Origin of the sequence: Schleiferilactobacillus perolens DSM 12744, from assembly GCF_001435585.1 — a bacterium.
In the GTDB taxonomy this organism is placed as follows: Bacteria; Bacillota; Bacilli; order Lactobacillales; family Lactobacillaceae; genus Schleiferilactobacillus; species Schleiferilactobacillus perolens.
In genome coordinates, this window is sequence record NZ_AZEC01000014.1 from 54,266 (window position 1) to 77,820 (window position 23,555).

The 23,555-nt window shown below is 48.8% G+C and carries 18 protein-coding genes; 5 read left to right on the plus strand and 13 right to left on the minus strand.

Translation table 11 applies throughout. From position 1 onward, the window contains the following. Positions 1-2 precede the first annotated feature (2 nt). The 3 genes from FD09_RS12755 to FD09_RS12765 all read right to left on the minus strand — a co-directional run bounded on the left by FD09_RS12755 (position 3) and on the right by FD09_RS12765 (position 2,898). Positions 3-740, minus strand: coding sequence for an amino acid ABC transporter ATP-binding protein (locus FD09_RS12755; RefSeq protein WP_057821991.1), 738 nt, complete (start codon positions 738-740; stop codon positions 3-5). A gap of 170 nt (positions 741-910) precedes the next feature. Beyond that, complete coding sequence (locus FD09_RS12760) at positions 911-1,501, minus strand: guanylate kinase (protein ID WP_057821993.1); 591 nt, start codon at positions 1,499-1,501, stop codon at positions 911-913. A gap of 167 nt (positions 1,502-1,668) precedes the next feature. Next, entirely contained in the window at positions 1,669-2,898 is a 1,230-nt protein-coding gene (locus tag FD09_RS12765; RefSeq protein WP_057821995.1) for a C40 family peptidase, read from the minus strand. A 463-nt stretch (positions 2,899-3,361) separates the two neighbouring features. Here FD09_RS12765 and FD09_RS12770 point away from each other — a divergent pair, with 463 nt between their 5' ends. Next, a complete protein-coding gene (locus tag FD09_RS12770) occupies positions 3,362-3,772 on the plus strand; it encodes a GtrA family protein (protein ID WP_057821997.1) in 411 nt (136 codons plus the stop codon). Positions 3,773-3,819: 47 nt separating this feature from the next. On the opposite strand, the gene FD09_RS12775 is transcribed toward FD09_RS12770, so the two are convergent. The 7 genes from FD09_RS12775 to FD09_RS12805 all read right to left on the minus strand — a co-directional run bounded on the left by FD09_RS12775 (position 3,820) and on the right by FD09_RS12805 (position 11,695). Continuing rightward, positions 3,820-4,944, minus strand: coding sequence for a VanZ family protein (locus tag FD09_RS12775; RefSeq protein WP_057821999.1), 1,125 nt, complete (start codon positions 4,942-4,944; stop codon positions 3,820-3,822). 5 nt (positions 4,945-4,949) lie between these two features. After that, positions 4,950-6,209, minus strand: coding sequence for a tyrosine--tRNA ligase (gene tyrS, locus FD09_RS12780; protein WP_057822001.1), 1,260 nt, complete (start codon positions 6,207-6,209; stop codon positions 4,950-4,952). Positions 6,210-6,520: 311 nt separating this feature from the next. After that, positions 6,521-7,174: an ABC transporter permease gene (locus tag FD09_RS12785; RefSeq protein ID WP_057822003.1), complete on the minus strand. Its 654-nt coding sequence runs from the start codon at positions 7,172-7,174 to the stop codon at positions 6,521-6,523. Positions 7,175-7,177: 3 nt separating this feature from the next. After that, positions 7,178-8,122, minus strand: coding sequence for an osmoprotectant ABC transporter substrate-binding protein (locus tag FD09_RS12790; RefSeq protein ID WP_057822005.1), 945 nt, complete (start codon positions 8,120-8,122; stop codon positions 7,178-7,180). 4 nt (positions 8,123-8,126) lie between these two features. Beyond that, positions 8,127-8,759, minus strand: a complete 633-nt coding sequence (locus tag FD09_RS12795) for an ABC transporter permease (protein ID WP_057822007.1) — start codon at positions 8,757-8,759, stop codon at positions 8,127-8,129. Beyond that, positions 8,752-9,999, minus strand: a complete 1,248-nt coding sequence (locus FD09_RS12800) for a betaine/proline/choline family ABC transporter ATP-binding protein (RefSeq protein WP_083487919.1) — start codon at positions 9,997-9,999, stop codon at positions 8,752-8,754. Before FD09_RS12800 ends, FD09_RS12795 begins: the two co-directional genes overlap by 8 nt. A gap of 262 nt (positions 10,000-10,261) precedes the next feature. Then, a complete protein-coding gene (locus tag FD09_RS12805; protein ID WP_057822011.1) occupies positions 10,262-11,695 on the minus strand; it encodes a C69 family dipeptidase in 1,434 nt (477 codons plus the stop codon). A 407-nt stretch (positions 11,696-12,102) separates the two neighbouring features. On the opposite strand from FD09_RS12805, the gene FD09_RS12810 reads away from it, so the two are divergent. Then, a complete protein-coding gene (locus tag FD09_RS12810; protein ID WP_057822013.1) occupies positions 12,103-12,888 on the plus strand; it encodes an alpha/beta hydrolase in 786 nt (261 codons plus the stop codon). 77 nt (positions 12,889-12,965) lie between these two features. On the opposite strand, the gene FD09_RS12815 is transcribed toward FD09_RS12810, so the two are convergent. Next, on the minus strand, positions 12,966-13,856 hold the full coding sequence (locus tag FD09_RS12815) for an aldo/keto reductase (protein WP_273376955.1): 891 nt from the start codon (positions 13,854-13,856) through the stop codon (positions 12,966-12,968). Between the two features lie 231 nt (positions 13,857-14,087). Between FD09_RS12815 and FD09_RS12820 the strand changes: the two genes are divergently transcribed. From FD09_RS12820 to FD09_RS12830, 3 genes are all read left to right on the plus strand, one after another. Next, on the plus strand, positions 14,088-18,020 hold the full coding sequence (locus FD09_RS12820; protein ID WP_057822015.1) for an MBG domain-containing protein: 3,933 nt from the start codon (positions 14,088-14,090) through the stop codon (positions 18,018-18,020). A gap of 79 nt (positions 18,021-18,099) precedes the next feature. Then, entirely contained in the window at positions 18,100-19,185 is a 1,086-nt protein-coding gene (locus FD09_RS12825) for a glycosyltransferase (RefSeq protein WP_057822017.1), read from the plus strand. After that, positions 19,178-20,224, plus strand: coding sequence for a sugar transferase (locus FD09_RS12830; RefSeq protein ID WP_057822019.1), 1,047 nt, complete (start codon positions 19,178-19,180; stop codon positions 20,222-20,224). The genes FD09_RS12825 and FD09_RS12830 overlap by 8 nt, the downstream gene beginning before the upstream one ends. A gap of 351 nt (positions 20,225-20,575) precedes the next feature. Here FD09_RS12830 and FD09_RS12835 read toward each other — a convergent pair whose 3' ends face one another. Further along, a complete protein-coding gene (locus FD09_RS12835) occupies positions 20,576-21,247 on the minus strand; it encodes a TIR domain-containing protein (RefSeq protein WP_057822021.1) in 672 nt (223 codons plus the stop codon). Positions 21,248-22,032: 785 nt separating this feature from the next. Next, positions 22,033-23,555 (minus strand): SLAP domain-containing protein (locus FD09_RS12840; protein WP_083487911.1); only part of this gene is annotated, 1,523 nt, incomplete at its 5' end.

Consider the following 23,555-nt stretch of genomic DNA (forward strand, 5'->3'; position numbering starts at 1 on the left):
TTCTAGTGGTTGATAACCTTGCTCAAGAATTCTTGCGCCCGGTGATCTTTGGGTTTGTTGAAGAATGCCTTGACGTCTTTAGAGTCCTCCAGAATATGGCCCTGGTCCATGAACACGACCCGGTCGCCCACTTCTTCAGCGAACCCCATTTCGTGGGTCACCACGATCATGGTCATGCCTTGCTGCGCAATTTTCTTCATGACGTTCAATACGTCGCCGATCATTTCCGGATCCAACGCAGACGTGGGTTCATCAAATAGAATTGCGCGCGGCTTCATCGCCAGTGACCGGGCAATGGCGATCCGTTGTTGCTGACCCCCTGATAACTGACTGGGCATACTCTTAGCCTTATCGTTCAAGCCAACCAAGTCCAGTAAATTATGGGCTTCTTCTTCAGCCTGATCCTTAGGCTCTTTCAATACCAGCTCCGGTCCTAATGTAATGTTTTGCAATACCGTCTTGTTTGCATACAGGTTGAAATGCTGAAAGACCATGCCCACATTTTTACGAATGCGGTCCATGTTCGTCTTTTTATCTGCCAGGTCAAAATTATTGACGATCAGCTGGCCGGAACTGATCCGTTCCAGGCCATTGATCGTGCGTAGTAACGTACTTTTACCAGATCCGGAAGGCCCAATGATGGTGACGACCTCCCCTTTTTCCACAGTCATGTTGATATGGTACAAGGCATGAAACTTGCCGTAATACTTCTCAACATCATGAAATTCAATCATCGACATGGCTTTGCATCTCCTTTGCACAAATGTTCCTACTTAATAATACATTAGAAAAAAGCCAATTGTCACGCCAAAACCCAAAAAAGTTTCGGCAACAACTGGCTTGTTCGTAAATTAATGGCGAACAAACCCTGGTATAAACGTGTTTGTTCAGATAATTTTCTAATCAAATATTAATACTTCTCAGTTTGCATACGGACCGCTTCCTGCTTGAGCAGTGTATCGATTTCTTTCTTGGCTTCCACCCACGTGTCGTTGTGGATAATGTGGGCCACTTGGCTCAGCTCATCAGGCAGCTTCAAATCACGCTGATACTCTGGGCTGTGCAGGCGAGCCTCCACAGCGACTGGCTGGTCACCCCGATCAATCATACGCTCCCGCAGACTGGCCGGATGACGCACCGTGATGAAGAGCAGGAAAATATGATCGCCAAACGTACGAATATAGCTCTTGGCCCCTTCAGTATCCAGGACCAGGCTGACGATCCGGTGCCGCTCCCATGCCTTTTGCAGAGCTTCCCGGGAAGAGCCGTATTGATGGCCATCATAAGTGACCTGTTCAATCAAATGCTTGGTCGCAAATGATTCTGGTGTTTCAAAATAGTAGGACACCCCATCCGCTTCACCGGGACGCGGGGGCCGCGTGGTGTGGGTCAAAACCCGGGGAATCCCATACTGGGTATGGAGATACTCGCTCACCGTGTTTTTCCCAGTCCCGGCGGCGCCCGTGATGATCCACAACTCGTTACGCTTCGTCTTTGTCATTCAATTAAACCTTCCTCGAAATCTAACTATCTCTATTCTACCAAAGACAACCACAACATGGGGCAATTATTGCATTTTGGATTGAAAAAGGAGACCTCGTATCAGATAAGTGGGAATAAAAAAAGCCCCGCCAAAGAGACGAGACTTCCAAGAATTGTTAAAGTGGATTAGATGCGCCGACCAAAATCTGGACGGTAGTATTGAATGCTTTGGACAGTCACAGATTCACCAGGTTGCGGGGCATGGATGTATTGGCCATTGCCGATGTAGATCCCCACGTGGTGAGCTGAACCAACGCCGCCCCAGAATACCAAGTCACCGGCTTGTAAGTCGCTGACAGATACGTAAGTACCCACTGTACTCTGTGCTTGAGAAGTCCGTGGCAGACTGATACCAGACAGGTTAGCGGCGTAATAGATCAAACCAGAGCAGTCAAAGCCTGCCGGTGTAGTACCGCCCCAAACGTAAGGCACACCGAGGAATTGTTGCACGTTGGCAATCAGACCGCCCATGTTCTTACCGCTGGAAGGCGTGGAAACGCTGGCGTCGCTGCTGCTTGAATTGCTGTTGCTGCTTTGGCTGCTGGCAGCTGTGCTGGTGGCTGACTTGCTGGCTGCTGCCACCGCTGCTTGGGCAGCGGCTTGCTTAGCTGTTTCTTCCTGCAGCTTCTTCACTGCATCTTCGTTTTGTTGCTTCAATTGATTTTCCAAAGCGGCTAATTCGCCCTTGTGATCGTTTAATTCATCATTATATTGATCTTGTTGCTTCTGCGCTTGGCTCTTCAAATCGTCTAATTGACTCTTTTGTTTTTCTAAAGTCGCTTCCTTGGTAACCAAAGCCTGCTTCTTGTCGGCCTTATCTTGACGCAGTGTGGCTAACTTTTCCTTGGCGGCATCAACGGCATCCAACGCATCCTTGTTAGCGTCAGACAGCTTGTTAACGGTCATGGAACGATTGATCAAATCGGAGAAATCTTTACTGTTTAAAATGAAATCCAAGTAAACATTACCAGAGACAGAATTGGCAGATTGCTTTTGTAAAGCAACCAGTTGCTTCTTTAATACGTTGGTGCGACCTGTCACTTCTTTTTGTGCTGCTGTGATTTTGCCGTCAAATGCAGCAATTTCACTGGTTACTGAAGCGATGGCTTTTTGATTATTTTGAATATCGACAACTTTTTCAGAAACTTGGTTGTTGATGTCGTCTACTTTACTTTGTAATTCTTGAACTTTTGCAAGCAGCTTTGCTGAATCAGACTTATTGTCAGAAATCTTAGCTTTGGTGTCGCTGACGTCATCGGCTTTGGCAATGCCTGCCAAACCGCTAATGCTGGTGGCCAAAGTGCCACTTAATGCTAGTACTGTCAGTGCCCGTAATACCTGTTTGCTTGTCTTCAATGAATTCCACTCCCGCGTTTTCTTGTATTGTGCAGATCTGCAATGCATCAACCTCTGCAACGCTATCAAGGATAGCAGAGGAAGGTTACAGTACAGTTACGTGTAGATTACCGCTTTATCTCTCCTTAACTTTTTGTTTAATTGATGAGAACATTTGCTCGTGGCGGGTGCTGTTCGAAATGTCGCGCCGGCCGTGCTAATGCTGCGCAAGCTGCGGGAAAATGGGGCTGGAACGCTGTGACGGCGGTTTGAGCCCGCAAAGTGCGCGGTCTCAAACACGCCTAACCACATCCGCGGCAAAGTGCGCCGCGGTGTGGTTTCCACAGCTGAGCCCCATTTTCCCTTCGCTTGCTCCGCATTAGCACTAGATAGTGGTGAGCACACACTATGTATATCCTCTCGGCAATTGCCAGGATAACGGGAAACGGGTAAACTGTGATGGATATTATCACGGAGGATGGTCATGGATAAAATTCGGGCACTTTTTAAGAAGTATGAGGCTTTTATTTCTTACGTTTTCTTTGGCGGGCTGACGACATTAATTAACTTGGTGGTGTTTTGGGTCACCCATGAACAGATGGGGATTAATTGGGCAGTAGCCAACATCATTGCCTGGTTCCTGTCCGTATTGTTCGCTTTTTTCACCAACAAAACCTGGGTGTTTCATTCCCGGTACACCACTGTGTGGGCTTTTTTGAAAGAGATGTTCCTGTTCTTCGGAGCCCGCGGTGCGAGTTTAGTGATTGATCAATCTATCATGTGGATCGGAATTGATTTGCTGCATGTGGGGGCAATGTTGACTAAACTGGTCGATCAAATCGTCGTCATCTTAATCAATTACGTATTTTCCAAGTGGATTTTCAAGAAGAAATGATGGCAATAAAATCGGGCAACCAGTCAAAAAAACTGGTGCCCGATTTTTTATTCCTTATTCGCCATTTTCGTTCGCGTGATTGATTCAAAGATCATCGTGTGGTTATGAAACACCAATGCCCAGAGCCAATCACCGAGCATGATCGACAACAGCAGAAGGCTGGCAATCATCCCGACACCGCCCCACGTGAAGCGGCTGAAGCCAATGCCATTGATCGCGTCAACACTCACTGTCAGACCAAAGATCGTTGCCAGCGGTGTACCGTAGCCAACCAGGATCCGCAACACCGGCTGCCACCAGTGAACAGGTTGACCCTGCATCGTCGTCATCGTAAGCCGCACCACCCGCATGCCCGGTGTCGGCTGGCCAAATGTCGGCGGTAGTGCCATCCAGAAGAGGAAGAACAAGTAGAAAAACCAACTGTCGCCGAGGAAGTGCAAAGACGCAACCAGGCCGCCCACGATGCCGAGAATCGTGGTCACGATCGCCACGACTAACCAGTCAATCACAAATCCGGCCAGACGCCGCCACATGGAGACATTGTCCACCCGTTTAGCAGCACTGCGATCCATCTGCTCGTCTGTGGGCAAAATCGGCATTACGATCCGCGCGATACCGCAGCCAATCCAACCGCCACTGGTATTCAGCAGCAAGTCGTCCACATCGAACAACCGATATGGCCGCGGGTAATATCCATAAAGCCCACTGAGTTGGGTCAACTCAAAGAACAATGACAAACAGAAAGTACCGATGATTACCTGCCACCACGGCCGGTGGAAGTAATACCGCAGCATCGCCCCAAACGGAATCGTCAGTGCCACGTTGAAGGCAGGCTGAATCATGCTGGGCGCAAGCAGCGCGGCCTTCCAGGTATGGGGATTGCTCAGCTGCAGCGGATTATATTTGATAAACTCCCGGACAAAGGTCAACGGTACCAAATTATATTTCGGTGTCGTTAACTTCGCCACCACAGATCGCTCCGGCAGTGGCAAAATGATCAGAAAATACGCACACAGCAGGTAAAAGACAAAGATATAAATCCAAAATACCCGCCAGCGGGAAATGCCATGGTACTTATGATAATGCCACCACATAAACGGCAGCGTGAGCACAAAGGCAATCAGAGGAAAAGCGTAGACCGCTGAGCGGATATCGTCCACATAAACTCCCATGACAATTATGCCTCTTGAACTTTCACCAATGTGTACTTCTTCTTGCCCTTCCGAATGATCACGAAATGACCGGAAAAAGCAGCTTCGGTATCCACCGTGAAGTCCAGACTTTGTTGGCGCTCACCGTTGACATAAATGGCGCCATTCTTAACGTCCTCTCGGGCTTGGCGGCGGGACGGTTCAATGTGCGTCAAGTCTACCAGGAACTCCACGATGTTGGTTTGACCGGCAGGGACGTCGACAGACGGCACGTCCTTGAACCCTTGGGTAATTTCATCGGCGGTCAGTTCCCGCAGGTCGCCGGAGAACAAGGCCTGGGAGATTTTCTCAGCAGTCGTTACAGCGGCTGCCCCATGGACGAACTTGGTTACTTCTTGGGCTAGTGTCCGCTGGGCTTCCCGCTTCTCTGGGGCCTCTTGAACAGCCTGGGCCAATTCATCGATCCGTTCATGGGAAAGGAAGGTGAAGTACTTCAAGTATTTCACCACGTCACGGTCGTCTTGATTTAACCAGAATTGGTAGAATTCGTAAGGTGTGGTCTTCTTCGGATCAAGCCAAACTGCGCCGCCGGCGGACTTCCCAAACTTCGTACCGTCCGCTTTCAACATCAACGGGATGGTCAGGCCAAACACCTTGGCCTCTGGCCCTTCAACCCGGTGAATCAAGTCGACCCCGGCAGTAATATTACCCCACTGATCGGCGCCGCCCATTTGCACTTGGACATCGTTGTGCTTGTACAAATGCAGGAAGTCCACAGACTGGAGAATCTGGTATGTGAACTCGGTGAACGAAATCCCAGTCTCCAACCGGCTGGCAACAACTTCCTTATTCAGCATGTTGTTGATGGAGAAAAGCTTGCCGTAATCCCGCAGAAAATCCAGAATCGAGATTTTGGACAACCAGTCATAGTTGTTCACCACCTGAAAATCTTCGGTGCCAAACAATTTGACCAACTGGGCCGTCAACTTTTCCTGATTGGCCCGTACCTGGTCCATGGATTGCAGTACCCGTTCACTATTCCGGCCGGACGGGTCACCAATCGACCCAGTACCGCCGCCGATTAGCATTACCGGATGGTGGCCTGCTTCCTGGAATCGTTTGAGCATCATGAAAGGGATCAAATGACCCACATGAAGTGAATCGCCAGTGGGATCTGTTCCCACGTAAATACTGACGGGGTGCTTCGCGATTTCCGCCTTTAACCCCTCGGCGTCGGTTTGTTGGTTAATGGCGCCGCGCCACTGTAAATCTTCAATTAAATCCATTGTTTTCTTCTCCCTTGCTGTTTTAGTCGTTGGCCGGCCGCAAACAAAAAAAGTCGTCCCAATACAATGTTGATTGTATTGGGACGACTTTTTGCCGCGGTACCACCCAGTTTGCGCTAGTGCGCCCACTCGTTCGATTAACGATCAACGACCGCCTGATTCATTATTTGGCTGTAATTCGAATGCCAGCACTGACAAGCTTGCAGCGTCCGCTTGCTTTCTAAACAGTGGTCTGACACTCTACTGGGACCAATTCAATCAGGAAATATATTGCCTTGATGTTACCAAATTGCGGACTACTGTGCAACTGATTACTGAGTCCGCGCGGCAAAGTGCCGTTCCAGGTAGCCAAGAACACCGTCGGAGATAATGGCCATCAAGGCTGTGGGCAGTGCCCCAGCTAAGATGATCGCCCCACCACTCGTGGCATTGGTCCCGCGAATGATGATGTCCCCTAAACCGCCAGCGCCCACGAAGGAACCGATGGCAGTGACCCCAATGGCGAGAACTAACGCATTACGCAGACCAGCCATAATCACGGATAGGGATAACGGCAGCTCAATCTGACGCAGAATCTGCCAACGCGTCATGCCCATTCCCTTCCCAGCATCCAGAATGTCCGGATTGACGTTGCGCATGCCGGTGTCCGTATTCTTGATGATCGGCAGTAAAGAGTAAAGGAACACGGTCAAAATAACGGTATTCACGCCGAGACCCAACCCTAGCATGATGATGGACACCATGGCCAGAGAAGGGACAGTTTGAATCACATTAGCCGCACCCACAACCCACGCAGCGAGGTGCTTGTGCCGCGAGATATAGACGCCGATGGGAATACCGACGAGGGCCGCGAGAATCACGCCATAGATTGAGATCAGGAAGTGCCGATTAAACTGATCCAGGATATATTGACCGTTATGGGTGAAGTAATACACCAATTGTTGCCAAAGATTCATGCCTTGCATAGGTTAATCCGCTCCTTTCTCAAAATAGTTGTGCTTCTCCAGGAATTGTTGCGCGGCCACAGCAGGTTCTACCAAGTTGTTATCCACTTGATAGTTCAATTCCTGCATGGTAGTCAGGTTAATTTTGCCATTTAATCGGGACAAAATTCCCTTCAGCTTCGGATGAGCCTTCAAGGCACTATCGTTGACCACGACACTGGCGTTATACGGTGGGAAGAAATGCTTGTCATCCGTCAACAATTTCAAATTGTAACTACGGATTCGGCCGTCAGTGGAATACCCTAACACGGCATCCATCTTACCGGCCTCCAAGGCATCGTAGACCAGCCCGATTTGCATCGGATAGACATGGCCAAAACTGAACCCATAGGTGTTTTGGAAGGCAGAATAGCCATCACCGCGCCGGTTGGCCCAAATCTGGTCAATCCCGACCCGCATGTCTGGCGCCACCCGTTTCATGTCCGAAATTGTCTTTAAGTTATTTTGCTTGGCATACTTTTGGCTCACCATGAACTGATAAGTATCCGCAAAGCCATAACTTGGGAAATAGGTCATATGGTACCTGGACTGCATCAGTTTAAATACCTGATCATTCACGATCTTCGGATCGGTTTCGCCACTCAAGTTAAGGACCGTCTGATAGTCTGTCCCGTTGTAGCGAATAGCGGTCATGTCCGTATCGCCGCGTTTTTGTGCTTCGAAACTGACATTCCCAGAACCCAAGTTATTCAAAATAGTCGTGGGCGTGTTCTTATCGTAATGTTGAATCATTTGTTGGAGCATGTTGGCCATAATCTGCTGCTCAGTCGTATTCTGAGAACCGATTTTGATGGTGTCAGATGACGTCCCCGCTAAACCGGGCCAACTGAAAGAACATCCACCGAGAAACAAGACCGTCATTAAACCAGCCAGTAGGAAAGTGAGTTTTTTGCTAAATCGTTTTTTCATATACTCACACCTCCTGGGTCGTGGCTGGGGTGACTCTCTTCTCGACCAATCCCAACAGCCAGTCCACGACCAGTGCCAAGATAATGGCTGGGATGGACCCGCCCAGGATCAAATCGCCCCGGTACAAGTTCAACCCGTTGAAGATCATGTCCCCTAAACCGCCGGCCCCAATATAGGAAGCCAGTGCGGTCCAGGCAATAACATAGGTGCCAGAAAGTCGGATACCGGACATAATCACGCCGGCCGCCTGGGGAAATTCCACCCATCTGATCGACTGCCAGTTACTCATTCCCATACCCTTGGCCGCATCCAGCAAGTTCGGATCGACGTCTGACATGCCGATGTATGTATTCCGCAGAATTGGCATCAGAGAGTATATGAACAGTGCCACAATCGCCGGAGTCGTCCCGATCCCAAAGATCGGGATCATCATCGCCAGCAAGGCCATGGCCGGAATTGTCTGCAAGACACTGGTCAAACCAATGACGAAGCCCGCAATCTTTTTGGCCCGGGTCAGTAAGATGCCCAACGGCACTGCGACAATGACCCCTAAGGCTAAGGCAACAGCAGAAATGTAGATATGCTCGCCCAGCTCTTGCATGAGCTGCCCACCGTATTGATTAAGAAAACTAACCATTATTGGCGTGCACCTCCTCCTTATCGTCCGACTTTGCTTTTTCTACAGATTGTGCGCCTTCCTTAACATCGGTAGTGCCGACATCGGTATCCGGCGTGTGTACATCATCGTCTTTACTGTTGTCTGACCCAGTGCTGGTACCGCCGCCTAATGCGTCATACACCATGTCCACTAGAGCTGCGCGGGTGACAATCCCGGTTAACTTACCGGCGTTGTCCACCACGGGTACGTTCCGGTAGCCCCGCTTCAAGATTCTGTCTACCGTATCGGAGATCACAGCACTCTGCCGAACATAGAAGACCTTGGGGTTCATGATCTGCTCCACACGATCGGCAGTGTGGAAGTGATCGTTAATGGTTTCCAAATCCACATACCCGCGCAAGATACCATCGGGATCGGTGATCAGCAGCGTATCAACCCGAGTTCGATGCATCAAGGTCAATGCTTCTCGCAAGGTCGCAGTTTGAACAATGGATACCGCCGGCCGAGCAATCTGACCAACTGTCGTGATGGTCGGTTTCGCCTGAATCAAACGATCTTCACCGATCAAATCCGCCACGAATTTATTGGCTGGATGACGCAAAATGTTTTCTGGCGTATCCACTTGCACTTCTTCACCGTGGGACATAACCACGATCCGCGTCGACAACTTCAAAGCTTCGTCCATATCATGGGTCACGAAGACAAAGGTTTTACCCAGGCGTTCCTGCAGATCCTTGACCAGATCCTGCAAGGCATCCCGGGTAATCGGGTCCAACGCACCGAAGGGTTCGTCCATTAAGATTAATTCTTGGTCGGCGGCCAATGCCCGCACGACCCCGACCCGCTGCTGCTGCCCACCGGACAGTTCGCTAGGGTAACGATCTAAGTAGTCTTCGGGCAATTCGGCCATCTTAATCATTTCGACCGCCCGCTCGTCCATCCGTTTTTGATCCCACTTCAACATCTTGGGGACCATTAAAATATTGTCCTTAATGGTCAAATGCGGCAGTAAACCGATGTTTTGAATCACATAACCGATCCGCCGACGTAATTTCACTGGATCCATCTTGGTCACGTCTTCACCATTTATTTTAATGGTTCCAGAGCTTGGTTCATTCATCCGGTTAATCATCCGCATTGTCGTCGTCTTCCCTGAACCAGAAGTCCCGATGAAACAGATGAATTCACCTCGTTCAACTGAAATATTAAAGTCCGATACTGCGACGTTGTCTCCATATACTTTGCGCAGATTGGAAATTTCGAGGAATGCCGTAAGCGCCACGTCCTTTCATTTTTGCCTAAATAATTGTTTACCATGTTACATTAAATTCTGAGAATATGCAAATATCGAATTTGTATATTCCATTTTCCCACTCACTGGTGGGGACCAGACAAAGATAACACTTGTCATCACATTAATACCAAATTCCGACCAAAAATGCTCGCAATTAGCTTGTGATTAATACTGCAAATAGAAAAAACAGCCACTTTTCAGCGACTGTTTGATATATGGATGCCGGTTACATTTCTCCGCCTTTTTCAAATTGTAAAGTCAACCGATCAGCAGCCAACGTCGTCACATCCGTGAGGAGCTGCTTCGTCAGGGCCACGGCTTGATCGGCCGTATCCTGATTGGCGGCAGTTAACTGATCTGCTGCAGCGGCATCATCGGCAGCCAAAGTGGCATCGGTATGGGCCACTGCCCCGGTCCCCAATGCAAACCCAGCGCGGCGGTAATTGAGGATTCGATTCATGACGTCTTGATCCTGCTTAGTGAACAACGGGTCAACCATGTTATCAATGATCTTGTTGAGCCAGTACCAATTCTCGGTGGTGGCATCGTTGGTCGTATTCTTGAAGAACGCCGGCGTATCGTGCACGTTGGCAAAGAACGGTACCGGGAAGTTGAAGGGATTCATCCCCATGGCCACCCAGTGAATCGCCCGGTAACTCTCCGGTACATCGTGACGGATTTGCAGGATATGCATCTCCTGGTTGCGATTCATGCCGATGGGACGATACCGGCTTTTTTCTTCCGCAGTGCCGGTGCGGCCATAAGGATCGTACGGGGTGCCTTGCATGTGATCAGCTAAGGCCATCGCCACATCGGTGACAGAAATCTTGCGGGGTGCATACTGGATGAACGGCAACTCCCGGGATTCCGGCACTTCCGGCAAATCCTTCTGGAAGTGGCGTTGGGCCGCCCACACCCGGGGCGTGTTGTAAAACCGGTCGCTGCGCAGATCTTCGCCGAAGATTTCCCGGAAGTTAAAACCTTCCTTGGCGGTGTTCAAGTGATACTTGGCCGCAAACTCCTGTAAATCCGGGGAGGTGATGAAACGATCGGTATCTTTAAAATCAATTTCTTGAATCCCAGTCTGATTTGGCGCGATCACATACGCGTCATCTGGAATCCGCTGAGCCGCCCAGTGATGGCCGCCGACGGTTTCAAAGTACCACACTTCGTTGACATCGTTGAACGCGATGCCGTTGCTTTCGCAAGTGCCGTATTCACTGATCAGTGCACCCAGCCGGCGCACGCCTTCCCGAGCATTCTTGATGAACGGCAGCACGCAGCTGACCATTGCCTCTTCACCGATCCCATCGGGGACCAAGGGGTCTAAGCCCAGCATTGCCGCATTGGTGAACTCAGTCTCAGTCGCACTCATGCCCACATTGGCGCTATTGATACCGGCTTCGCCCCACTCACCATCAATACTCGTATCGGCCATGGGGGTCAGGGTGTGGCCTAACGCATTGCCTGGCAGCTCGACGTGGAAGCCGTTGAAGGTGGATTTAAACTCCCGGCTGGCAGCCTGGGCAGGCACATAGATGAAGCGTTTGGGATTGATGCCGCCCTCCGCATCTTCGTTGCGGGCAATCATGGTGGCGTGGTCTACGCTGGCTTCTTTGCCGACCAGCATGGCGGTACAACTTGAATGACTGATATACATAGTGAAAGGACCCCTTTGGAAGTGAGTTTGGTTATGATTTGATTTTAGCACTGTTCTGAAAATAATGGGGATAGGTGTGAAAAAGTCGGGCTGCGGCCGTGCCAATGCTGCGCAAGCTACGGGGAAATGGGGCTGGAACGCTGTGACGGCGCTTTGAGCCCGCTGAGGGGCGCGGTCTCAAAGTCGCCTAACCGCATATAATCTTGCCCAGAACCGGGGCAAGATTATTGCGGTTCCCACAGCTGAGCCCCATTTCCCCTTCGCTTGCTCCGCATTGGCACTAGTTGCCACATAACCCACAATTGTTTCGTTGACCAACAATATCCGCCATCGCTATCGTTTTTTCAGAAACCAGTGAATGCGGTACAATAAACTTGTTCTTATCCATCGGGGAAAGAAGAGAAAGAATGATTAGTACACGGAGTCAGATAAAAAGCGGGACGGTGTATTCGCCGTTGTTGGGGATTGACTGGAATTATGCGGTATATTTGCCGGTCAATTATCAACTAGATACGACCACCGCGTATCCGGTGCTGTACATGCTGAGCGGGTTGTATGGTAATTATCGGGATTTTTTAACCCGCATGCCTTCCCAAGCGATCCTCGATAAAGAGATCCAGGCCGCTGGGCCGATGATCGTCATTTTTGTCGATGGTTTCAATAGCTTCTATATTAATGCCCGCCATGGAATGGCCATGGAGGATGCGCTGATCTGCGATTTGGTGCCAGCTATGGCTGAGCGCTACCGGATTCAAAGCGGCGCCTCCCACCATGCCATCGGTGGCATTGGCATGGGTGGTTACGGAGCCGCGCGCTTTGTATTACGATACCCCGACATCTTTGCCAAGGGATTGCTGATTTCTCCAACGGTGTGGGAACGACTCAAGAATACCAGTCCTTTGCGGCAACACCTGCACGCCTTTAATGACGGTCAAGAACCCTGGTCTGATCGGGTCTACACATCCCATTTTCCCACCCACGACGTCCACCATCGAATGACTGGCTTGTCTTTCTATATTGAAACCAGTGCCACGGATCATACCATCCCCGTCCACGACGTCCGCGATTTCGCCACGGTGCTGCGGGAAGCCGAGATCCCCGTCGACTATGTGCAAGACGAAACTGGCACCCATGGATGGGCGTATTGGCAGCCCGCCGTGGCCCGCGCTTATCGCTGGCTGCTTGGTCAATAATTCAATAATTGAATTGACGGCAAAACAAAAGCCTGAAGCTTTCAAATTACGCTTCAGGCTCTTATTATGCGCAAAAATTAATGCAATGCCGGGATTTGTTTCTGGAAGGTAAACTTGCTGGGATCGTCTTGTTGGCGACCCTTTCCTGCTAGTGCACCGATCTTTTGCATGTCATCATCATCCAACGCGAAGTCAAAGACATCGGCGTTGGCCTTGATGTAATCTTCATGAATTGACTTTGGCAGTGGCAGGAAGCCCTGTTCCAGGCTCCACCGGACTAAGATTTGGGCCGTCGACTTATTGTGCTTTTTAGCGACAGCAGTTAATGTCTCATCCTTCAACAATTCACCGGTACCCAGTGGTGAATAAGCTTCGTTCAACATGCCGTGAGCGCTATTGTACGCCGTCAACTCCGGTTGCGGGGCATATGGATTCAGGAAGATCTGATTGACCATCGGCGGGGTCTTTTGCGTCTTTGCCAGTTCGTTCAAGTGGCGTTCCATATAATTGGATACCCCAATGGCCCGAGCTTTGCCCAAGTGATAGATGTGTTCCATCGCCCGCCAAGTTTCAGCATTCAGATGCTGCCAATCGTTGTGATGGGCGGCCGGTTCTGGCCAGTGAATCAAATACAAATCCACATAGTCCAAACCGAGCCGGGTTAAAGAATCTTGAAAGGCACTGAGGACAGCGTCGTAGGAGCCGCGCTGTTCATTCCACAATTTCGTGGTCACAAATAATTCTTTGCGGGGGACGCCAGAATCAATGATTGCACGACCCACGGCCTCTTCATTACCATACACGGCCGCAGTATCAATATGCCGATAGCCGGCTGCCAATGCCCACTTCACGGCATTGTATGCATCTTCCGGTTTAGATTGCCAAGTACCAAAACCAATGACTGGGATTTTCACGCCATTTGTCAGCGTGTATGTATCCGTCAAACTGTGTTTATCAATCGTTGCCAATGCAATTCCACCTTTCTGCAAAACGCTTCCTTATTAAGTGTAAGGATAATGGGGAGCGCAAGTCAAGCCGGGGTCAGAAATGATGAGTATCCCTTAACTTTGTTCACTAGTGGACAGTTCTAAAAATTGCAAAATAGCTTACTTGAAGTTAGTATAATAGCGATTACAAAACGTGCTATCGTCACAACAGGAGCCAATATTTGTCATACGGGGTTTTAGGAGGAAACCAAGATGAGCGAAACACATGTCCACTTCAAACTGCACAAAGTCAAGAAACACTGGCTGGTCATTGCGGCAAGCGTGACTTTCTCGCTAGCCGCAGCCATGGGAACGACCCGGATTGTGCACGGGGATGAGATTAAGGCAGAAAATAACACCGCTACTGTGGATAAGAATGCTGCGACAACACCGAGTGCGACTGTTGCTCTACAGGCGGCAGAGAATTCGGTTGCGAGTGCAGCGGGTGCTGCTGAAGAAGAAAGCGCAGCGGTACCGGCAAATGCAGCTTCAAATTCTTTGAACACAGTACCAACTCAAACAGAAGAAACGCCAACACCACCGACACAGACCGCTACCGCCACAACACCGGTCACTTCCGCAACACCGGCAGTGCCAGCGCCGGCGAAAGACACAGCACCAGGAGCGGACGATCCGGTGAAATCTCCAGAAGCGGTTAAAGAAACAACACCGACCAGTCAAGCTGGAGAATCACTGACTGCGACGACGAGCGCCGCAACACCGGCACCAAAAACTGACGAAGCAGCGGCCGAACCAGCTAAGCCCGTCGAACCGACCAATACTGCCGCGGCCTTAGCGACTGCAAAAGCCTTAAGCGAACAAGGCGGCACCTTCCAAGACTGGATCCCGGATGCCAATTTCCGCGATCAAGTCTTGACCGCCTTGCACGCCAATAAACTTTTACCGGCTAATCAAGGCGCCGATGCCGTCACGCCGACTATGATTCAAACCCTGGCTTCGCTGCAACTGGGCGATACGATTCCCGCCAAGGCCGCAGACGGAGTGCCAGCCACCGATGTATTAACCGCTAATCCCCAAACCAGTGTCAATGACCTCACGGGGATCGGCATGTTCACCGGATTGAAACAGCTGACCCTAACCGATAATGCTTTCAAAACAATTCCCAAAGAAATTAATCAGTTGACCCAATTGACCGATTTGACGATCACCCGCAATACCCAACTCACCAATATTGAAGATCTGAGCGAGTTGCAAAATGTCACCAAGCTAGCCATCACTAACAACAGTCAACTGACCCAGCTGACCCCCACATTGAATGACTTGACCAATGTCACTGGTACTTTGGATCTGCACGGCAACAGTCTCACTGCCCTCCCCGACCTATCCAATTTGCAAAAGGTGACGACTTTAGATTTAAACAATAACCGACTCACCGATATTAGCGATGGCCATTTGGATCAACTGACCAATTTGACCACCTTGAATCTGGGCAGTTACGACGGCGCTAATTACACCGAATTCGTCACTGGTTTAGGCCACGATCTCAACAGTGGCGGAGGCAACCTGAGTATGACGGATTTCGTTGACGCAGTCCCGAATCAAGAAAATAATGTCCACCTCGACTACGATCCGACGGTGCAAGCACCAAACATGACGTTAAAGGACGCCCAGGGCAAACCGACCTACGCGTATCCAAGCGCGTTCACCACGCCGGATAAAGCCCACTATAATCACTTAACCAGTTTGCCGGACAATCTGAGTAGTTTGGTGAATCTGCAGAAACTGAACTTAATTGGTAATGATTTAACCGATCTACCCAATAGCTTTGCGGCTTTAACTCAGTTGACCGACCTGCGCCTGGGCAACAACCGCTTCACAGCGATTCCAGCCGCAGTTCAGCAACTGCTCGGCAGCAACCCGCAACTCAATGTCAGCTTCTCCAACTACTTGGCCAATTACCCATCCTTTGGTACGTATCGCAACCAGAATGGCATTTTGCAAAGTCAGATTTGGAAGGACGGGAAGTTCCTCATCAATGGTTGGGATCCGGCCCGCGATCAAGTACTCAGCCAAGTGGTTAAATTTCCCCAACACTATGTGGTCGCCTACAACTCCACAAGCTATACGATCATGAACGGGGCGGTTAATCCATATGTGCCGACGGAAAAGATCAATGATTCGCAAATGATTCCCATTGGCGGACTGTTTGGCGCTTACTATCTTGGTCCCGAAGCACTCACGGCTGACCCCAATGCCAAAACCGGCGTCGTGGTGCAACAGTTCGTTCACTATCCAAATAATATGACTAACGGTACCGACCGCAATGGCAACGCTCGGCAACCGTCTATGAACCCAAACACCTTTGGCAATGGTTATTATGGCGGCTTGTACGGTGCCACCAACGATGTTCTGACCGTGGGAGAAGCCAATAAAACCAAAGACGCCAATGGCCATGATCTGCCCCTTTACCCATATCAGGATCCTTATGTGAATAATCCCGCCATTCACGTTTCAGCAACAACTTGGCGGGGCTTGGTGGGAAACACCTTCTATTACATGATCCTGCTGCCGCGAGACTGGTCACCAGATAAGGATAATCTAGGTAAAACCTATGCGCTTAATTTCAGTATTGGCGGAAAATACCGTGAAAACGCGCCCGATGGCGGAGCAAGCAATGGGACCGGGATGACGAATGGATTTGTCCAACCGGATGCCACCGGTTACTCGATGGTCGCGACCACCGATGTCACCTTCGTTGAAGACGGTGCGCTTTCTGTGACTGCCCGCAATTCTACTGTGGCGCAAGGTCATCCGTGGGACCCCGCGCAAGGTTTCGTCAGTGGGACGCGGAATGATACCAATAAAACTACCATTAATAATTGGTATGATACTCAAGGAAAAGCAAATCCTGAACTAGGCGTACAACTGTATGAAGTATTGCCCCAAGGAAATGGGTCTTTAGCTATTCTGCAGAAGTTCAAAGATGTCACTGACTTTAACCAAAATGCGACGGCCTATCGGTATGCCGATAATCTCCACATGACCTATGCCACGGACACCAACGGTAATCGCATTCCGCGATACTATTTCGCCACCTACCAATATTTGGATAAAGAATCCTCGTTAGCCCAAATCGTGATTACTGATCAATCCACACTGTCACTACAAGACTCGCACGCCACTGTGAAGACCCCCTGGCAACTGAGTGATGCCCAATTCAAGGCCACTGATCCGGATGGCCAAACCCCACTCACAGACGCTGTGGATAACACTACTGACCAAGTGACCATGCAATTTGTCGATGACGCCGATCCAACCGTTGTCTTTAACGATGTCGCGACGTTCAATGCGGGCAAACAAGCGGGCCACACTTATACTGTGACGGCGAAAACGTACGATTTGCGGGCAGAAACCGGTCTTTCGACCCAGCTCTTCTTCCTGAAAGATGCCGCTGCGAAGATTACCGTCGCCAAGGATAAAATCAGCTACACATTAAGTGGTACCGAAAGTAAAGTAGCGGATGGTCAGCCGGCCATTTTGAACCCCGGTCAATACCACGTCACCTTATCCACCGGTGAAACATATCAACCCATCACTGGGGACTTGGCCTTCGCTGATGCTTCATCACCCACTGCGCCAGGGACTTATCCGGTAATCTTAACCCCCGCTGGCGACACCCATGTGCAAGCTGTGAATCCCGATGCTGAATGGACGAGTGAAACCAGCACAGCGATCTACGTGATCACCCCCGCACCCACCAAGCCAGAAACACCAGGTGGCGGGTGCACACCGACCACACCGGTTGAACCTGAGAAACCGACGACACCGGTGGAGCCAGAAAAGCCAGTGACCCCAGTGGAGCCGGAGAAACCGGTTGTGCCGGAAGAGCCCGAGAAGCCGACTGAACCGGCCAAACCAGTGCCGCCAACCGAACCCGAGGACGGTAAAGTGCCGGAGGTGACCAGGGAATCGCATATCAAAACACCTAATGTGCCTGTGATCATTGGCAAGCCTGGTCTCACTAAAACCAGATCAGTTATGCCCCATACCCTGAACCTTGCCACGCAAGTCGGCATGCTGCCACAAACCGATGAGAAGTCTTCCGGGTGGTTAGCTGTTTTTGGAATGATTATCAGTTTACTCGCTGGATGGAGATTTGTACGGCACCACGACGAAAAAGAGTAATCGCCTAATTAACCATGCGGGATGCGTCATTGCATCCCATTTTTACACCCAGAAATGGTAAAATGTGAAAGTACGTCACATGAAGAAAGACTGGGAGAATATGACACATTGGATTACTCGAATAGTCGAACAACCGACCATGGATGCCACCTCTGCTTCCAAGGCAGACGTAGCCACAATTGGCCGTCAAGTGAGCTATGAATGGCTTAACATTTATCATTATGATGGTGCTTACGAATCAGATCAGGCAATGTTCTCGCGGATTGACGGGATTACGGCGGCAGTAAAGCGAGGTGATTTGGTCGTATATCAATACCCCACTTTGAATGGCCCGCGATTTGAAACTTCATTCATTGATCGGATGAATTCGCGTGGTGTCAATGTGGTAATTTTTATTCACGATGTCGAAAACTTACGGGGCAGCAATATAACCATGTCAGGTTTTGATGAATATGGCTACTTTAACAAAGCTACTGCACTCATCGTGCATAATCCTATCATGGCCACCGCATTGCAAAAGCATGGGGTCTCCAAACCAATGATACCGTTGTATATGTTTGATATCATCGACAATAGCCAACCACAAAACATACCGTCGCGACAACTCGTATTTGCTGGAAATATTAATAAATCTCCCTTTCTAGGTGATTGGCCATATGACACGCCCATCAAAGTTTTTGGGGTGGCATCATTTAGTGATCTTAGATCTAAATTAGGGAACAACCCCAGTGTTGATTACCGAGGTGCATTGTATCGAGACAAGCTTAACGAAGCGATCGGTAATGGTCTTGGCCTCGTATGGGATGTGAATACTCGTGATGGTAATTATGCGACCTATGCTCAGTATAATAATCCCTACAAGCTTTCTTTCTATTTGAGCCACGCCATTCCCGTTATTCTCTCTCGTGATGCTGCTCCCGCCAAATTCATCACTGAGAATCGTCTCGGCTTTGCATTGAATGAACTGAATGACATTGATTCTTTGATGGATAGGCTTACAGATAAAGAACTGGCCGATGTGACTACCAACGTCTATCGTTTATCAGCATTACTTCATACTGGGTACTTTACTAAACGAGCACTATTAGCCGCCGAGCAAGCGGTCTATTTTCGATCACTGCAACCGCTTGTTAATTTGATTGAAAAGAGGAATGACCTTGCGTAAATGGATAACCCGAATCATTCAGGGTACTTCGGTGGATGCGACCGCTCAAGCCAAGGATGATATCGCTGATATTGGTGAAAAGAATGGATACTCTCCGCTTCACATTTTTCGATATGATAGTGCCTATGAATCAAATCAAGCCATCCAATCACGGATTGATGGCATCACTGCGGCAGTGGCTCAAGGCGACCTGATCGTCTACCAGTATCCCGCTTTGATTAGTCCGCGCTTTGACCGATTCTTCCTGGATCAAATGCACCGTCGTGGCGCAAAAGTAGTTTTACTAATCCACGATGTTGAACTGCTGCGGGGAACGAATTCTGGTGTCAGCATTGATGAGATTCCCTACTTTAATGATGCAGACGTCTTGATTATTCACAATCCGACCATGGGTAGGAAGTTGCAAGAACTGGGTGTCAAAACACCCATGGTTTCCCAGTATTTGTTAGACTACCTAGATGACCACCACGACTGGAGGCGTCTGTTCACTGCCCCGGCAGAATTCACTAAGACACTCGTACTATCAGGAAATCTATTCAAGTCAATGTATCTTACTGATTGGAATCAGGAAACCCCAATTACTGTGTTTGGAATCGCAGACGACAACATCAAAAATAGGCTGAACGATAATCCGCAAGTTGATTATCGCGGTTCGTTCTGGCGTGACGATCTCATCAACAAACTGCCAAAGGCATTTGGACTTGCATGGGATAGTGACTCGAACATGGGCAATTACGGCAGTTATACTCGTTTCAACCATCCCCATAAATTGTCCCTTTACCTTTCACATGGAATGCCAGTGATTGTATGGGATCAATCGGCAGTGGCGCCATTTGTAAAAGCTAATCATTTGGGAATAACCATCAGCAGTTTAGATGAAATTGATGAACTGATCAAGAATATTTCCGATGAACAGATAAACGACATGTTGACCCACGTCAATAATATGGGGGTTCTTCTGCGGGACGGTTATTTCACAACTCGAGCATTGATTGGGGCAGAACAACAGACATTTTATGGTGACATCACTTTCCGATAATTATCCGGATTTCCATACAGTAAATACACGTCTGTCAACACAAAGCGACGCCCATCTTTGTCGGAAAGATGAGCGTCGCTAATTTTTACGATTGTTTTGTCCAGACGTTTTCAACAAAACATTTTTATTTGCTCGACATGTACGAACAAGAGTATCTGAACCATTTTAGACACATTGCATCTTCTCCGAACAATGACGCATTTTGTGTGGCGCGCAGATTGTCCTATTCAAATGGGCCGTGTTGGATTCAGTTGTTCGTTGCTTATTTCAAGTTCTCAGAAAAAATGGATAATTCTGCCCAATGGAGAATTCTAATCTTGTTTCTGTGTGAGGACAAGAAACTCACGATTATTAAAGCTTTGTTACATCAGCTTCAATTCCTAGTGGCTTGAGTTCTTTCAGGAAAAGCACTCCCACATCCTTCGGTATATCACTCTTAAAAGGTAGATAAATAAGGCCCGCAATATCAGACGGCTTTTCAAAATCAGTTTGATCCTTGACAAAAATGAAAACTCTTCGACGGCCAAACTTTGCCAGTAACATTCCCATTTCTAGAACTACATTCTGCCGTGCTCGGCCCATAGCACCGTGCTCATCTGACTTAGAATAGCCAACATCGTCTGGAGTCAATAAGACCACCCCAAATGAGGCCTTATCAACATTGTTTTCCAATTTTTCGATCACAGTTTGGCCCTCAGACGCAACCTTGTCTAAAATTATTGGCTTGAAGTCCAGATCTTTCAACATGTATTCTAGTTGTTTCCTAGAATCATTATCGTGTCCGTAAACCACGAATACGTTTCGATTCAAAGATCCTCTCTTTCCAGCTAAAATTTTACCTCTCCACACCGAATTATCTATACCATCTTTGTCTTTTCCTTGAACAGTAAGTGAACCAGTTTGGAAAGCATTAACGATCAAGCCGTTCGTTAACTTTAGTTGTGTTGAATTACCCTTGTTTTCTTCGCTTTTAATTTCGAGTTTTAACTCCCGTAACCGGCTTTTCACTTCATCAATATTCATTTTATTCACCCCAAAATTATCATACCTGTTTTGTTCACGAGTTGCCACAACAATCACAAAAAGTTCTCGGTAATTATAATGGATGACTTGTGTGGTCTACTGACTGGATAGTTAAGAGTCGTTGCAGCTGAACAGGTTTTACTGCATCATGATTAGTGAACCCTCGCAAACGACCGTTATCAATCCATTTGTGCAGCAGTAAAACCCCACCATCATCCTACATAGAGTGCTTTGAACCAATCTTTTCCGCTTGCACTGAATAAGTAAAGTGCTTGATCATAATAATTTACCGCGAGTTATTCTTTCACCACTGCAGCGAGCCCCATCGATTCCTCGGTATGAGTCAGCCCCGCCGCATATCAGATAAGTCTAGCGAATATCAACGAGCATCTGTGATCCCGACCTTTAATACTGCATCACGACTATTTTCCGGATATGGTTATACGCGATGATCGTCTCGTCAAAGGCGTCCTCAATGTAAAGTGTTCTGGTAGTGTATTTACGCGCCAACCTGACCATTCATATTGATGTAAACAACATTCTGTTTTTTATATAAAAGTCACCTCACCAATTATCTGATGAGGCAATCATACTGCTTGTTGTGGCGACTTCGGGGCGTCAGTTATTTGGTGCTTACGTTCTGACTACTATGGCCTAAAGTGAACTTTTACCACCAAGTTAGCGCTCCATGCCGGGTGCATTGCAAAAAGAGCTTATCTCCCATTGTTTCGGGAGATAAGCTCTTTTTTGTGTTCCTAGGTGTCTGTATCTGTACTTTTGTCGATTTAATTAATCGCTAGTCCACTAATCCATTGACCATTAGCAACTTGATACCACAGTTGATTGTCTTTTGCAACAACTGCCGAAACACGCCAGGCTGTATTTGGTGCAAGGGTGCGACCGATCGACTGGCGACCCGGTACCTGATAAACCGTTGCCCGCACATTATTTTTAACACGGACGACTGTTGTATCTGACGATTGTGCCTGATTACCATTCAACAGGAAGTACTGACCACTGATCCATTCATTGCGACCAACTTCGTACCACGTTGAACCATCGAGAAGCGTCACTTTGAATACCGTCTTCCAAGCGGTGTTATTAGCCAATGTGCGACCTTGGATAACACCACGACCAGGCATTGTCCAGAGCGCAGTGCTCCGTCCTGGCTGATAGTTTACTACCCCAACGGTCCCCTGTGGTAACCGAGTAATTTGCTTCGGTTCAACAGCGAAGGAGTCCACTCCTTTAATCCATTGATTCGTAGCAACCTGGTACCACAACTGATTGCCAAAGGCAGCAACGCCGGTAACTTTCCAAGCGGAACCGAACGCCAACCGATGATCAAGAGTCTGACCACCAGGCGCGGTGTAAATCGATGTGCCACCCGCCTCTGTAGCAAATGCGACTGGCAACTGATTTGATTTGAAGTATTGACTTTGACCATTCAACAGGAAGTTGTTTGCACTCACCCACTGACCGGTTGCTACCTGATACCAAACCGAACCGTCTGTTAATACTTGCCGTGCAGTTGCAATCCACGCGGTGTTATTGCCCAAATGTTGACGTCCAACAAGCTGCTTACCATTCGGCGTATTCACAACATCTGCCAATTGATAAACCACACCGATTGTCCGAACCTTTTGTTGCGTGAACTGAACGCCATCAGTAATCCATTGGTTAGTACCAACTTGATACCAAAGCCGATTATTCACATTCGCAATTCTGGTGATCCGCCAAGAGGATCCACTGAGCAATTCCAAACCAGTTCTCGCACCATTTGGACTTGCGTAAACCGCTGCTGCGTTGTCCACTTGGATCCAACCAATTTGCAATCCAGCAGGTGGTACGCGACTTTCACCCTCAAAGAGAATGTCAGATGCTTTAACCCACTTGTTCGGACCAACTTGATACCAAGTTGTACCGTTCATATCACTTTGACCAGAAGTTTGTACTTGTTTACCACCAGTGAAGCTCGTGTCGCCGCTATCTAATGTACCACCCGGTTGCGTGAAGACATCCGCGCTATCCCCAGGATTTACAATGATAACACCTGGACGAGTTTCTGGCGTAACAGTGCCACCACCGCCAGTGGTACCACCGGTACTTGCTTCCGTGGAAGCAATTTGACTTGCCGTGGTTGATGCTTGTTCACTCTGAGTCGTAGATGCAACCTGGCTAGCCGTGGTAGATGCAGTCTGACTCGCAGTTGTTGAACTCTTCTCGCTTTGAGTGGTTGATGCTTGTTCACTGGCTGCTGCTGAAGGATGCTCACTTGCCCATGTCGAAGCTTGTTCGCTTTGAGTCG

Bases quoted from the DNA above. Each gene is read 5' to 3' on its own strand.
- FD09_RS12755 (WP_057821991.1), bottom strand. From the start codon at position 740: ATGTCGATGATTGAATTTCATGATGTTGAGAAGTATTACGGCAAGTTT.
- FD09_RS12760 (WP_057821993.1), bottom strand. From the start codon at position 1,501: ATGACAAAGACGAAGCGTAACGAGTTGTGGATCATCACGGGCGCCGCC.
- FD09_RS12770 (WP_057821997.1), top strand. From the start codon at position 3,362: ATGGATAAAATTCGGGCACTTTTTAAGAAGTATGAGGCTTTTATTTCT.
- FD09_RS12775 (WP_057821999.1), bottom strand. From the start codon at position 4,944: ATGGGAGTTTATGTGGACGATATCCGCTCAGCGGTCTACGCTTTTCCT.
- tyrS (WP_057822001.1), bottom strand. From the start codon at position 6,209: ATGGATTTAATTGAAGATTTACAGTGGCGCGGCGCCATTAACCAACAA.
- FD09_RS12785 (WP_057822003.1), bottom strand. From the start codon at position 7,174: ATGCAAGGCATGAATCTTTGGCAACAATTGGTGTATTACTTCACCCAT.
- FD09_RS12790 (WP_057822005.1), bottom strand. From the start codon at position 8,122: ATGAAAAAACGATTTAGCAAAAAACTCACTTTCCTACTGGCTGGTTTA.
- FD09_RS12795 (WP_057822007.1), bottom strand. From the start codon at position 8,759: ATGGTTAGTTTTCTTAATCAATACGGTGGGCAGCTCATGCAAGAGCTG.
- FD09_RS12805 (WP_057822011.1), bottom strand. From the start codon at position 11,695: ATGTATATCAGTCATTCAAGTTGTACCGCCATGCTGGTCGGCAAAGAA.
- FD09_RS12810 (WP_057822013.1), top strand. From the start codon at position 12,103: ATGATTAGTACACGGAGTCAGATAAAAAGCGGGACGGTGTATTCGCCG.
- FD09_RS12820 (WP_057822015.1), top strand. From the start codon at position 14,088: ATGAGCGAAACACATGTCCACTTCAAACTGCACAAAGTCAAGAAACAC.
- FD09_RS12825 (WP_057822017.1), top strand. From the start codon at position 18,100: ATGAAGAAAGACTGGGAGAATATGACACATTGGATTACTCGAATAGTC.
- FD09_RS12835 (WP_057822021.1), bottom strand. From the start codon at position 21,247: ATGAATATTGATGAAGTGAAAAGCCGGTTACGGGAGTTAAAACTCGAA.